The organism is Limosilactobacillus sp. (genome assembly GCF_041859915.1).
Classification (GTDB): domain Bacteria; phylum Bacillota; class Bacilli; order Lactobacillales; family Lactobacillaceae; genus Limosilactobacillus.
Genome location: NZ_JBFLGB010000017.1, coordinates 15,010 through 28,832, shown reverse-complemented (window position 1 = coordinate 28,832; position 13,823 = coordinate 15,010). Strand labels below are relative to the sequence as shown.

Annotated in this window: 15 protein-coding genes; 14 read left to right on the top strand and 1 reads right to left on the bottom strand. The window is 42.9% G+C overall.

What is annotated here, in order from left to right:
* From ACEYV4_RS03990 to ACEYV4_RS03930, 13 genes are all read left to right on the top strand, one after another.
* The coding region (locus ACEYV4_RS03990) for an IMP dehydrogenase (RefSeq protein WP_373842142.1) at positions 1-300 on the top strand (300 nt) is incomplete at its 5' end.
* 160 nt (positions 301-460) lie between these two features.
* Complete coding sequence (locus ACEYV4_RS03985; RefSeq protein ID WP_373842141.1) at positions 461-1,021, top strand: hypothetical protein; 561 nt, start codon at positions 461-463, stop codon at positions 1,019-1,021.
* A 97-nt stretch (positions 1,022-1,118) separates the two neighbouring features.
* Positions 1,119-1,808, top strand: a complete 690-nt coding sequence (locus ACEYV4_RS03980) for a response regulator transcription factor (RefSeq protein ID WP_373842140.1) — start codon at positions 1,119-1,121, stop codon at positions 1,806-1,808.
* Between the two features lie 17 nt (positions 1,809-1,825).
* The gene (locus ACEYV4_RS03975) at positions 1,826-2,959 is read left to right on the top strand and encodes a sensor histidine kinase (RefSeq protein ID WP_373842139.1); all 1,134 of its coding nucleotides are present in this window, start codon (positions 1,826-1,828) and stop codon (positions 2,957-2,959) included.
* A gap of 197 nt (positions 2,960-3,156) precedes the next feature.
* The gene (locus ACEYV4_RS03970; protein ID WP_373842138.1) at positions 3,157-4,032 is read left to right on the top strand and encodes an AzlC family ABC transporter permease; all 876 of its coding nucleotides are present in this window, start codon (positions 3,157-3,159) and stop codon (positions 4,030-4,032) included.
* 13 nt (positions 4,033-4,045) lie between these two features.
* On the top strand, positions 4,046-4,426 hold the full coding sequence (locus tag ACEYV4_RS03965) for an AzlD domain-containing protein (protein ID WP_373842137.1): 381 nt from the start codon (positions 4,046-4,048) through the stop codon (positions 4,424-4,426).
* A 226-nt stretch (positions 4,427-4,652) separates the two neighbouring features.
* Positions 4,653-5,318 (top strand): 3,4-dihydroxy-2-butanone-4-phosphate synthase, encoded by a 666-nt coding sequence (gene ribB / locus ACEYV4_RS03960; RefSeq protein WP_373842136.1) that lies wholly within the window; start codon positions 4,653-4,655, stop codon positions 5,316-5,318.
* 394 nt (positions 5,319-5,712) lie between these two features.
* The gene (locus tag ACEYV4_RS03955; protein ID WP_373842135.1) at positions 5,713-6,642 is read left to right on the top strand and encodes an aspartate carbamoyltransferase catalytic subunit; all 930 of its coding nucleotides are present in this window, start codon (positions 5,713-5,715) and stop codon (positions 6,640-6,642) included.
* A gap of 16 nt (positions 6,643-6,658) precedes the next feature.
* Entirely contained in the window at positions 6,659-7,948 is a 1,290-nt protein-coding gene (locus ACEYV4_RS03950) for a dihydroorotase (protein WP_373842134.1), read from the top strand.
* On the top strand, positions 7,945-8,871 hold the full coding sequence (locus ACEYV4_RS03945) for a dihydroorotate dehydrogenase (protein WP_373842133.1): 927 nt from the start codon (positions 7,945-7,947) through the stop codon (positions 8,869-8,871). Before ACEYV4_RS03950 ends, ACEYV4_RS03945 begins: the two co-directional genes overlap by 4 nt.
* On the top strand, positions 8,853-9,587 hold the full coding sequence (gene pyrF, locus ACEYV4_RS03940) for an orotidine-5'-phosphate decarboxylase (protein WP_373842132.1): 735 nt from the start codon (positions 8,853-8,855) through the stop codon (positions 9,585-9,587). Before ACEYV4_RS03945 ends, pyrF begins: the two co-directional genes overlap by 19 nt.
* Before the next feature lie 11 nt (positions 9,588-9,598).
* Complete coding sequence (gene pyrE, locus ACEYV4_RS03935; RefSeq protein ID WP_373842131.1) at positions 9,599-10,243, top strand: orotate phosphoribosyltransferase; 645 nt, start codon at positions 9,599-9,601, stop codon at positions 10,241-10,243.
* 125 nt (positions 10,244-10,368) lie between these two features.
* The gene (locus ACEYV4_RS03930) at positions 10,369-11,187 is read left to right on the top strand and encodes an N-acetylmuramoyl-L-alanine amidase (RefSeq protein ID WP_373842130.1); all 819 of its coding nucleotides are present in this window, start codon (positions 10,369-10,371) and stop codon (positions 11,185-11,187) included.
* A gap of 79 nt (positions 11,188-11,266) precedes the next feature.
* On the opposite strand, the gene ACEYV4_RS03925 is transcribed toward ACEYV4_RS03930, so the two are convergent.
* Complete coding sequence (locus ACEYV4_RS03925) at positions 11,267-12,442, bottom strand: class I SAM-dependent methyltransferase (protein WP_373842129.1); 1,176 nt, start codon at positions 12,440-12,442, stop codon at positions 11,267-11,269.
* Positions 12,443-12,597: 155 nt separating this feature from the next.
* Between ACEYV4_RS03925 and ACEYV4_RS03920 the strand changes: the two genes are divergently transcribed.
* Positions 12,598-13,632 (top strand): AI-2E family transporter, encoded by a 1,035-nt coding sequence (locus ACEYV4_RS03920; protein WP_373842128.1) that lies wholly within the window; start codon positions 12,598-12,600, stop codon positions 13,630-13,632.
* Positions 13,633-13,823 lie beyond the last annotated feature (191 nt).

Sequence of the window (13,823 nt, the reverse complement as noted above, 5' to 3'; positions counted from 1 at the left end):
TCTGTTGGTGCGATGGCCCAGGCTCACGGCTCTTCTGATCGTTACTTCCAAGGTGGGGTTAACGAAGCTAATAAGCTAGTTCCAGAAGGAATCGAAGCTCGGGTAGAATACAAGGGTGACGTGGCTGACGTTCTCTTCCAGATTGATGGTGGCCTTCGTTCAGGAATGGGCTACTGTGGTGCTCCGGACATTCAAACCTTGATCGACAATGCTCAATTTGTCCAAATTACCAATGCTGGGCTGCGTGAATCACATCCTCATGACGTTCAGATCACTAAAGCTGCACCTAATTACAAATAATTTGATTAATTAATTTTTACTAATTAGCTGACTACGGGATATCCTTAGTCAGCTTTTTTTGTTCGATAGGGTTAAGAAACTGGTACAATTAAAAGTAGCAAGTTAATTGCAGGCCTAAAAGTGATAATTCAAATAAGTTAAAAGAAGAGATGAAATTTGAATGGATGATCGTCAAACAATAATGCTTGGTGTATTGGTAGCTGCTATTCTGTTGTTCTTAATTCAGTGGTTCCGTCAGGTGCGACATATTTTGCGAGGTGGTCAGCGGCCGTTAGCATTGATGAACGTTTTTGTTAACTGGGGATTGATCATTTTAGCAGTATTGGCTGGTGTTGGGCTGTTAAATTCCGGCTTCCAAGCAGAGGCCAAACCAGCTGCACGGTCAACGGTAACATCTTCTTCGAATGCTAAGCGATCCTCGACACGTGCTAATAGCTCGTCGGTAAAAACTCAAAAGGGAGAACAAGTAGCCGCTGATCAGCCGGCTCCAATTCATAAAACGGTCAGACTAGCTAATGGGAAAGCGTTAGTTAACTTTAATATTCCGGCCCAAACTCAGTTTCAAGTTGTGGCCGCTGATAGTGGAAATGTCCTTCGAACTTTTACTCCTCAGCAGTCCTCGACTACGGTTAGCTATACCTTTACTAAAGCGGGTAATTATTACTTAATCGTTACTAAGGGTCAACAAGCTAAGACGGTAACGGTGACAATAAATCAGTAAGTTAATTATTTCTTAAGGCCCACCTTTATACCACGTTGTAATTGTTAAATTTCGTTATAATTGTCCAGTAATAGATCGATACAAAGGAGTGTCGGGTATGAAAATTTTAGTTGTTGATGATGATAAAGAAATTGTTCAGTTGTTGGAAATTTATATTCGGAATGAAGGTTATGAGCCGATTGCTGCTTACAATGGGAAGGAAGCACTGACTAAACTTAACACTAATCCTGACATTAGTTTGATCATTCTGGATTTGATGATGCCTGAAATGGATGGAATGGAGGTTATCAAACAAGTACGCAAGGACTCAGATATCCCTATTCTGGTGCTTTCCGCTAAAACAACCGACATGGATAAGATTCAAGGCCTGATTACGGGGGCTGATGATTATGTCACTAAACCCTTTAATCCATTGGAGGTAATGGCCCGGGTTAAGTCATTGTTGCGACGGAGTCAGGGTGAAGTGACAAATAATGAGCCAGACATTTTAAATGTTGGTCCACTGATTATCAATAAGGATTCCCATGAAGTTAAAACAATTAAGGGCGATAAGATTCAATTAACAGCATTGGAATTTGGAATTCTTTACTTATTAGCTAGCCATCCTAATCGAGTCTTTTCAGCTGATGATATTTTTGAGCGAGTATGGCAACAAGAAAGTGTTGTGTCTGCTAAAACGGTCATGGTTCACGTCAGCCACTTACGAGATAAGATCGAAGAAGCTACTAATGGTGAGAAAGTCATTCAAACCGTGTGGGGTGTTGGTTATAAAATCGAAAATCACTAGTGTAAGGAGGACTGAGTGTGAAGTTAACTGGTCGTGAAAAGAGCTCGTTGATTCTTGAAGGAGTCATAACCGTTATTCTTTTAATCCTGCTGGACGTGGCAATCTTAGGGATTATTCAAGATATCATTCAGACTAATCCTGGTGTCAACAGTGGAATCTTCATGATTAAGCAATCTTTGAAGATCGGTCCAATGCAAGCCCAGATCTGGAGTTATCAGCGAATTGTGATTTTCTTCTTGGTTCTGATTAATGTTTGGGTAGTTTGGTGGCGATTGCGACGACGTTATCATCTTTACCAGATGAATCACATTATTGGTGAACTTCACTACATTGCCCAGGGTCACCTTGATCACCGAATTCCTTTTCGACTTAAAGGAAGTGAACAGCACGTGATTTCTAGTGTCAATGCCCTAGTGGATAGTGCCGTCCGGTCAATGAACGATGAACGTAAAATTGAGAAGTCTAAAGACGAGCTGATTACCAATGTCAGTCATGACCTGCGGACTCCATTGACTAGCATTATTGGCTATCTGGGGCTGATAGAAGATAAGCAGTACCGTAATGAGGAGGATATTCTTAAATATACTCATATTGCTTATCGGAAAGCTAAACAAATGAAAAACCTGGTTGAAGATCTTTTTGAATATACTAAGGTTCAGCAACATGGTGCTCCCGTTAATATCATGCGGGTCGATCTTAACCAATTACTTGAACAATTAACCGCTAGTTTTGCCCTAGAGGCTGAAAAACGAGGAATTGAGATTTCTTCGAAAGTGATACCCAATCCTTTGATGATTGAAGCTGATCCTGAGAAACTAGGACGGGTTTTTAATAACCTGGTGGCAAACGCTTTTAAATATGGAAATGGCGCCAGTTATGTTCGAATTACTGCCCATCAGGAAGGCACTAATGTAATTGTCACGGTTGCAAATGATGGGATACCAATTCCTAAAAAGTCATTAAATCACTTGTTCGAACGCTTTTATCGCGCCGAGGCTTCTCGTTCCAGGGCTACTGGAGGAACTGGACTTGGATTAGCAATTGTTAAGAGTATTGTTAATCTTCATCATGGGAAGGTTAGTGTTACATCTGATGAGCATGAAACGGCCTTTCAGGTAACTTTACCGCTGAAACAAGCAAGCGATAAGTGAGAACGCTGCATAATCGTCATGATTAAGCAACTGATTCTGTTTAAACTTAAAATTAATCAAGAGACTGGTAAGTATTTTGCTTTTTACCAGTTTTTTTTAACTATCCAACAGATTTAGAGTGTGTTAAACTGAAAGAGCATTGTATCGTCTTAAATTTTGGTATTTGGATATGATGATAGGTAATTGGAGGAAATTCTGTGGCTAAAGCGCAAATAAATCCTGAAAAGGCACGCTGGCTTGAAGTTTTAGGCATTGCAATGCCACTTTGTCTTAGTTATATCCCAATTGGATTAGCTTGCGGGATCTTATTACATGCAGCGGGCTTTGATTTTATCATGACCTTGGTGGTATCAATTGTGGTTTTCTCTGGCGGGGCCCAGTTTATCCTGGCTTCGTTATTGGTAATTCACGCACCATTAATGTCGATTTTTATGACTCTCTTTTTTCTGGAATTGCGATATACGCTTCTGGGATCAAGTCTTTCAAAGTATATCAAGAATGAATCACAGCATTTTATCTGGCTCTTTGCTGTTTCGATGAATGATGAAAATTATGCTGTTAACTACTTGAAATTTGCAACCGATAAGAAATGGAAGCCTAAGGATGCTTTATTAGTGGAGCATTATTCACTGCTTTCATGGTCGGTGGCCAACATGGTTGGTGGTTTAATTGGAAGCACGATTTCAATTAATCTTGAAGTGGTTGATTTTGCCTTAACGGCGCTCTTCTTATACATGATTGTGATGCAAGTTCGTTCTCATTTAACTTTGCTGATTTGTTTACTGTCAGCAGTTCTGGCGGTCTTCTTCTTAGTGGTTACCAGAAGTACGATTGGAATTGTCATCGCAACTTTAATTGCTTCTTTCATTGGCTTTATGATTGAAAACGCGGTGCGTAAACATAGTAAGCATCCGGACGAGAATTGGTTCTTGACTAAAATTTTCCGGCCAATCGCAACCCGGACTACGATTGAAGATCAAGAAGAAAAACGAGAACTGGATAAAGAAAAAGAAGAGCAAATGGAAGATCAATTGGCTGACAAGCAGTCAAGTACACCGAAGCAGGATAATTAGTGGAGACTAGGTTATGGAACAGTTAATTAGTAATTTACCTTTATTGATTTCCGATACGGGGAATAACAAAATACTCTACCACATTATTGTGATTATTTTTGCAGGTTGTGCGGCTTTTATTCCTCGTTATTTTCCTATTCTCTTTTTCTCTAGTCGGAAGATTCCTCAATGGTTTAATGAATGGATGAAATATGTTCCGGTTAGCCTTTTTACTGCCTTAGTGGTCAAAAACATTTTCGTTACCACGGCTGGTTATCGTTTCGTTCCTTTAAGCCACGTTGATCAAATTATTGCTGCTTTAATCGTGATGGTTATTGCCTACTTTACCCGATCAATGTCGATTTCCGTCATTACTGGTTTGGTGGCCGTATGGATATTGAGTTTGGTATTATAAAAGTACTAGTCACTTCAAAAATTTGAAGTGACTTTTTATTTTAAAAAAGGTTGGATTTTAAGCGTTTTGTTCGTGTTTAAAAGATATTTAAAATTATATTATCATTTTTTTGTTCGTATTTAAACCCAAATAAGCGGTTGACATCGTCCATAATGTTCAGTATGATAAAGCCACGTTCGAACGTAAGATTGGTTGTTGTTTGCGATGTTAAAAGGAGAGAAAGACAATGGCAATTCAATTTGCAACGGTAGAAGAGGCGCTTACCCAGTTAAAGAAGGGCGGCTTTGTTATTCTGGCTGATAACGAAGATCGAGAAAACGAGGGAGACTTGGTAGCCTTAGGACAAAATATTCAACCAACTACGGTCCATACGATGCTTAAGGAAGCCAATGGTTTAATGTGCGTACCAATTAGTGAAAAGATAGCCAACCGGCTTAACTTTAGGCCGATGGTTAAACACAGCACCGATCCGAACCAGACGCCATTTATGATAACAACCGATGGCACTCGTGAAGCTACCGGAGTGACAACTGGCGTTTCTGCCTATGACCGGGCCGCAACTATCCATCAGATTGCTAAGCCTACTGCTAAGGCTAGTGACTTTAACCATCCCGGTCACATTCAACCGTTATATGCTCAGCCCCATGGCTTACGTGATCGAATTGGTCATACTGAAGCAGCCGTTGATTTGGCTTACCTGGCTGATGCCCAACCAGTTGCTGTTATTATTGAAGTGCTTAAAGATAATGGTAAAATGGCGCGACGTAATGATCTTGCTGCCTTGGCTACCCGGCTGAATGTCCCATTTCTGACTATTCAAGGGATTATCGACTACTTGGATAAACATGGCATTAAGTATGCTGCTCAACTCAACCAAACTGTTCAAGCATAATTTGTTTGAAAATAGTGTTGACATCTGCTTGTGAAGCGACTAGTATTATTGGCAAGCAAAATACCTTTAACTTAGTCCAGTGAGGCTAGGAAGGATTTAATTGAGCGTTAGAATATCTCGACCTTCTTAGCCTAATGCTGAGAAGGCCTTTATTTTACAGAATTTCTCCCGGCCATTTTAGTATTAGGCATGGCAGACGCCCACTTTAATCAAATAGGTATTTTCGAAGAACTGAACCATTTAATCGTGTCCTGTGAGAGCGAAACCGGTGCAGTGTTTTCGGCCTATCCTAAAATATAAGCAAAAACACTATCAGCAGCGTGAACTCGACCAGATTAGGTGCAGTTCTCGCTGCTTTTGTTGTAACTAGAATAAGAAAAAGGAGATCTATTTGATGATTCGTACTGAACGCATTCAACCAAACGTTGTTACTGTTGCTGACATGGACGCCGCTGATGCTCTTGACCTAATTCAAGAGGCTGAAGACTATAAGCATGGCAAGCAAGCCCACCTGAACCGCCCAGCCTATGCTGCTAATCTCTTCTTTGAAAACTCTACTCGAACTAAGACTAGCTTCCAGATGGCTGAAATGAAGCTGGGTATGCACGTAATGCAGTTTGAAGCAGCCACCAGTTCAGTTAAGAAGGGTGAGAGCCTTTATGACACGGTCAAGACAATGGAATCTATTGGCGTGAATATCGCAGTAATCCGGCACCCCGAGAACGAATACTACAAGTCATTAATTGCCCACAAGGGTTTGAAAATTGGAATTGCCAATGGTGGGGACGGCAGTGGCCAGCACCCATCACAGTGCATGTTGGACATGATGACCATTCACGAGGAATTCGGTAACTTCTCCGGCTTGAAAGTTCTGATTATCGGTGATATTTCTCACTCCCGGGTTGCCCATTCCAATGCCATGATGCTGAACCGGCTTGGTGCTAAGGTTTACTTTGCTGGTCCTAAGGAATGGTATGATGCTGACCTGGACGAATACGGAACCTTTGGCGACTTTGATGAACTGCTCCCTCAGATGGACGTAGTTAACCTTCTACGGGTCCAAAATGAACGGCTCTCCGGTGCGGAAAACGGGGCCTTCGATGCGGCTAAGTACCACAAACAATATGGATTGACAAAGGAACGTTACAACAAGATGAAGAAGGGCGCTATTATCATGCACCCAGCACCGGTTAACCGGGGGGTTGAAATCGACAGTGACTTGGTAGAAGCACCAAATTCTCGAATCTTCCGTCAAATGCAAAACGGGGTCTTCGTTCGGATGGCTATTTTGAGTCGGATTCTTCGTTACCAAGGTATTATGTAATTGGCGGGTGAGTTTTATGACTCAAACCCTATTAAAAAATGGTCGCCGGTTAGTTGGCGAGAAGCTGACAGCTTGCGATATTCTAATTGAAGATGGCAAGATCAAGGTCATCGGTGCTAATTTGACTGCTAATGAGAATACTACGGTAGTTGACTTGAATAATAACTTGGTGACACCAGGCTTGATCGATATTCATGTTCACCTGCGCGAACCAGGCTATACCAACAAAGAAACCATTGCCACCGGTAGTAAGGCGGCGGCACACGGTGGCTTTACCACCATTGCCGCTATGGCGAACCTAAAGCCTACCTGTGACACGCCGGAACGCTTCAAGGCTCAGGTGGCCCGTAACCAAAAAGAAGGGGCTATTAAAATTATTCAGTACTCCCCGGTTACTAAAGGTCGAGCTGGCAAAGAGCCGGTCGACGTGGCAGCACAATATGCAGCTGGAGCACGAATGTTTAGTGATGATGGTGCTGGAATCCAAGACGCTGGGGTTGTTTACCGGGCAATGCAACAACTAGCCAAGTACAATTTGCCACTGTGTGATCATGCCCAGGATAACCAATTGGCCAATGGTGGCGTGATTAATGCCGGCCCCGTTGCCAAAAAGATGGGTCTGCCAGGAATGCCCAAGATCAGTGAAACCGCTCAAATTGCTCGTAACATTGTGATTGCCCAGGCAACCGGCGCTCACTACCATGTTTGTCATGTTTCAACTAAGGAGAGTATCGAGCAGGTTCGGCATGCTAAACGCCTCGGCATTAATGTTACTTGTGAAGTAGCCCCCCATCATCTCCTATTAGCGGATGCCGACATTCCAGGGGACAATGCCGAGTTCAAAATGAATCCACCATTACGTAGTCGACAGGATCAAGAAGCTTGCCTAGCTGGGCTTTTGGACGGAACAATTGATTGCATTGCCACTGATCATGCTCCACACACTGATGCCGAAAAGCACCAAGGCTTCCTGAAATCACCAAACGGCATTGTTGGCAGCGAGACCGTTTTTGCCCTCCTTTATACCCGTTACGTCAGGAACAAGATCTTTACCCTTGGTCAGTTAATCAACTGGTTGAGTAAGGCCCCTCAACGGATTTTTAACCTTACTAATGTTGGCTTACTGCAGGTTGGTGATCCAGCTGACATCGCCGTCTTTGATATCGACCATCAGGGCACGATTGAACCTGATCAATTCTTCTCTAAGGGTCACAATACTCCTTTTGCCGGTGACCAAGTTTACGGTTTGACTGACAAGACCTTTGTCGATGGCAAGCTCGTTTATGATCGGGAGGCAGGAAAATGAAAGCAGCGGAACGATTGCATGTATCTTTACCAGGGTTATCACTAAAGAATCCAGTGATCGCCGCTAGTGGTACCTGTGGTTATGGCCAGGAAATCGCTAAGAATTATGACTTGAATCGTTTAGGATCATTAGTTTTGAAGTCCACTACCAAGGATCCACGATCGGGTAATCCCCGTCCCCGGGTTTGCCAAACGACTGCTGGTTGGTTAAATGCTAATGGCTTACAGAATGTTGGTGTTCAACGGGTCCTTGATGAAAAGCTTCCCTGGCTGCAGGCCAATTATCCGCAATTGCCAATAATTGCTAGTGCGGCAGGCTTTTCCACCAGCGAATACGAGGAGGTTGTTGATCGATTAACAAACGCAGCTGGTATTAATGCCCTGGAACTCAACGTTTCTTGTCCAAACGTTAAGCATGGTGGCTTAGCAATGGGCACTGACCCAGCAATTCTCGAAGATCTAGTTAGGCGGGTTGTAAAGGTGGCCCATGGGGTACCAATTTATGTCAAACTAACTCCAAATGTAACCAATATTGTTCCGTTAGCTCAAGCAGCTGAGCGAGGCGGTGCAAATGGCTTAACAATGATTAATACCCTAACCGGTTTGAGCATTAACCTTAAAACTCGCCGTCCAGTCTTGGCTAACGTAACTGGTGGTTTGTCCGGCCCGGCATTGAAGCCAATGGCCCTGCGGATGATACATCAAGTGCGCAGTGTTTCTCAAATTCCAATTATCGGTGTGGGTGGCATTCAGAGTGCCGAAGACGTACTGGAATTTATGATGGCCGGAGCTAACGCAGTAGAAGTTGGTGCGGCTAGCTTTCATGACTCCTTAGCCTTGCCGAAGATCGCGGCAGAATTACCAATGACGATGGATAAATATGGAATTGAAAAGTTGACTGATTTATGGGAGGTAAAGTTTTGAAACGCTACGTACCAATGGTGGCCATTGACGTTGCCACGAAGGCCGAGGCCATCAAACTATTTGAAGAACTTGATGTAACTCCCAAACCAATTGTTAAAATTGGCATGGAATTATACTACGGTTTAGGTCAGGAAATCGTAAAAGAAGCTCACCGCCGCGGCTTCAAAATTTTTCTTGATCTGAAGCTCTATGATATTCCAAATACTGTTCACCGGGCCATGGCGGCAATTGGTCGGTTAGGGATTGACTTTACAACCATCCATGCGGCCGGTGGTACTGAGATGTTAACGGCAGGGTTAGATGGCTTAGAAGAAGGAGCTGTTCAAGCCGGAGTACGACCTGCTAAGTTACTAGCTATTACTCAACTGACTTCTATTGATGATCAAATTCTGCATGAACAGCAGCACGTTGATCTTTCATTGATTGAATCCGTTCAAAATTATGCCCAATTAGCAGAAAGTGTTGGCCTGGCTGGTGTCGTTTGCTCGGCCCGGGAGTTACCGGCCATTCGTCAGGTAACCCGACCAGACTTTCTTTGTATCACCCCCGGAATTCGGCCATCCTTGAAGGTTCATGATGACCAAAAGCGGGTAGTAACACCTGCTCAAGCTCGGGAACTAGGTAGCAACGGAATTGTAGTCGGTCGACCAATTACCCAGAGTGATGATCCGGTTGCAGCTTATCAAAAGATTCAACAGGCATTTTTAGCAGATTAGGAGGAAAACTTATGACTTATTCACAAAGAGTTGCTAAGGCATTATTAAAGATTCACGCGGTTACCTTGAGCCCGGAAAAGCCCTACACTTGGGCTAGTGGCCTTAAGGCACCAATCTATACAGATAACCGTCTGACCATTTCCTATCCTGATGTTCGTCAGGCAATTTACAATGGGATGGAAGAACAGATTAACCTCCACTTTGCGGATGCTGATGTCATTGCCGGGACTGCCACAGCTGGAATCCCGCATGCCGCCTGGGTTGCCCAGGAGATGGGCCTGCCAATGGTATATGTTCGGCCTAAACCGAAAGACCATGGCCAGGGCCACCAGGTTGAAGGTGTTCTAAAGCTAGGTCAAAAGGTTGTTGTGATTGATGATCTGATTTCTACGGGTGGCAGTGTCTTAAATGCTGTTCGAGCCGTTAATAATACCGGTGCCCAGGTTATTGGAGTAGTAGCGATCTTTACTTATCAGCTTCAGGCAGCCGAACAAAACTTTCTGGCCAACAATCTGAAGTATTACACCGTTACTGACTACACGACCTTGATTCAAGAAGCTAAACAAAATGATCTGATTAGTGCTGACCACCTTAAATCACTTCAAGAATGGCGAGAGGATCCGATGAAGTGGAGCAATGACCACCGGCAAGCATAGTTATAACAAAATTAAATGGATCTCTAAAAAACGTTCACAATTTTGTGAACGTTTTTGCTTTCTTCATACCTTTTTCATATCACTTTTATAAAATAGTGATAATAAATTACGTGGAGGATAGAAGCTTGAATGTAATAATGAAACACCCGTTATTTTTTCTGATTCTTACCTTACTACTATTAATTAGCTGTTTGGGTGGTTATGACTATCTCCACTATTGTATTAATGTTCGTTCTGGGATTTCTTCAAATCAGATTCATTATGTTTCAAAAGCGGTTTTAACTAAGCGTCAGTATTCACAAAACGGTTGGTACTATGATGGCCATGATTGGGCTTATGTGCGTTGGCATCATCGGTTAACCGGGACCCACACGATTAATGGTGTTCAATATCATTTTGCTAAAAATGGTAAGCAAACCTTACCTTATCGGGTTAATTATCACTATCAATTATCGGCTCAGCAAGGCTCTAACCAGCGAGCCCATGCTAAATACATTATTTTGCACGATATCGGTAATGCGGGTAGTGGCAGAGAAGGGGCAGCTTTTATGAAAGCAACCGCTGATTCTAACCAAGCCTATACTAATTTTGTGGTCGGTTCTCAGGGGACCGTTTACCAAATTAAGCGGCCGGGTACGGTGGCTTGGGGTGCGGGTACAACGGCCAATGCCAACGCTCCTGTTCAAATTGAACTTGGTCACACTACTAATCAAACTAATTTTGCTGCCGATTACCATGCCTATGTCAACCTTGCTCGTGACATGGCCGGTAAGTATAACATTCCCTTAACACTTGATCGTGGTGGGAAAGAGACTAAGGGGATTAAAAGCCACCTCTGGGTCAGTCGTCACCTGTGGGGTGATCACCACGATCCTTATGGGTATCTGAAGAGGCGTGGAGTTAGCAAACAGCAACTTGCTCATGACCTCAAGAATGGCTTTTAGTAAATTATCGATAACGTGAAAAACGGCTGGCAAGAAAACTATGTTTCTCGCCAGCCGTTATTTTAACTGTTAAATGTAATTACTTAGTCATGTAATCTCGAGTCATCGGTAGGTTTTTAGCAGAAGGACCCTTGGTGATTAAGTATTGGATAACGTCGATGTTGCCGGATTCAAAAGAAGCAGCACAGGCTTGGAGGTAAAGATCCCACATCCGGGTAAAGCGTTCACCCATCATGTCTTGGATCTGGGCTCGGTGAGCATTAAAGTTAGCGTCCCAGATTTCCAGGGTCCGTTGGTAATGGCGTCGCAACATTTCCATATCAGCAATCTGCATGTGGTTATCTTCGATGTGCTGAACCATTTCAACCAGGCCGGGGATATAGCCACCAGGGAAGATGTACTTGTTAATCCAACCATTGTAGGCCCCACCTTGTTGCCGGGTGATTCCGTGGATTAAGGCAACTCCATCACTCTTAAGGTAACGGTAGATATCCTTGAAGTAAAGCCCCAGGTTTTCTTTACCAACGTGTTCGAACATCCCAACCGAGGTAATGTAATCCCATTGGCGATCACCAAGTTCACGGTAGTCGACGAGTTTAACCTCGGCAACGTCTTCCAGATGGTCTTTCTTGATCTGTTCTTGAACGAAGCGGAACTGTTCTTCACTCAAAGTGACCCCCGTTACCTTGAGCTTATATTCTTTAGCGGCCGTTAACATTAATGTTCCCCAACCACAGCCAATGTCAAGGAATGTTTTACCAGGCTTCGGGTCCAGCTTTTTCAAAATATGGTGGACCTTGTCTTCCTGGGCCTGGGTCAGGTCATCATGATTGCCATTAGTGAAGTAGGCACAAGAATAGGTCATTGTGTCATCGAGCCAAAGCTTATAGAAATCATTGCCGACATCATAATGACTTTGAACATCACTTTCAGTCTGCTTTTCGGTATGACTTTGCTTAGGCAAAAACTTACGAAACTTAGAACTCCGCATGAAGCTGCCGGCACTCTCATAGGCGGATTCAATTAACTTTTGGATGCTGCCCTGAATTTCAATCTTGCCATCCATGTAGGCTTCCCCAAGTGCAATTGAGGCGTTCTTGGTAATGTCACGAATCGGGATTTTTTCCTTAAACGTGATGGTAACTTCTGGTTCGCCGTCGCCATAAGCCACACTAGAACCATCCCAGAAGATGATCTTAACGGGGATGTTGAAAGAATGACTTAACAGTGACTTATAGAACGTCTTTTCTAACATTAAAAGCATCCTTCTTTCTCAAATAATGACATTATTATAACACTCTGGCTTTGGGACCGTAACGCAGAAACCGTTGGTGAAAGGAAACGTTGCTGAAAAGAGGGGGACATATTAAAATTAGATTAGCATTTTGAACTGAAGGGTGATGATTGTTGATGACAAATGCTTGGCATCGGTTTATTAAAAATGTTGAGTTGCGCCGCTTTGTGGTTCTCTTTTTAGTGATCCTAATACTTTGGCTATTGCGTTCAATGATGAATATGATTCTGCTAACCTTTATCTTGACCTTTATCGTGGTGACCTGGGTACGATTTGTTCAGCGCTGGTTACCACGGTTGTCAATGAAAATTACGGTGGTTGTGACTTACCTTGTGTTGCTATTAGCCTTATATTTCGGCATTACTAGGTACTTACCAGTCCTAATTCACCAGGTTGTTAAGATGGTGAATTCAGTGATTAGTTTTTATAGCAGTCGAGATGCCACGACACTTTATCATTATATTAGCCACTATATTAGTTGGTCGACAATCATGGCCCAGGTCAAGCACGGTGTCAGTTTTGCCATCAGTGCCTTGACCAGTATCGGGACAATGACGATTACCTTCTTCCTTTCTTTTATTCTAAGCTTCTTTTTTGCTTTAGATCTGCGGGAAACGACCACCTTTTCTAAGCTGTTTTTAAATAGTACCTTTGGTTGGTTCTTTCAGGATCTAGCTTACTTTGGCAAAAAGTTTGTTAATACCTTTGGCGCCGTCCTAGAAGCACAATTTTTTATTGCTATTTGTAACACTGCTATTACGACGGTCTGCCTATTATTCATGCGCATGCCTCAAATCTTGGCGCTGGCCCTAATTGTCTTTGCCTTTAGCCTGGTGCCGGTGGCCGGGGTTATTATTTCGACGATTCCACTAAGCCTGGTTGCTTATTCGGTCGGTGGTATTCGAGATGTTATCTACATTATTATCATGGTCATCTTTATTCACGCACTTGAGGCGTACGTCCTTAATCCCAAGTTCATGGCCAGCCAGACTGACTTGCCAATTTTCTACACCTTTATTATTTTATTGGTCAGTGAACACTTCTGGGGAACCTGGGGGTTGATCGTTGGTGTGCCGATCTTCACCTTCCTCTTGGATATTCTTGGTGTGAAATCAATTCGTCAAAAGTCGCGGGTTAGGTTGAGAAAATGATTATTGAATAAGAAGTAACAGTTATTGGAAAACTTGCCTTAACAGCTGCTATTTCTTTTTGACAATTTTAATGATTATTAGTAACCTTAAATCAGCAGTAAATTAAATTAAAATTCGTTAATTACCCTTTACTTGTGCAATATTAACTAGTATTGTATGTATATAAGTTATTTAAAACCATTTGTTTCTAC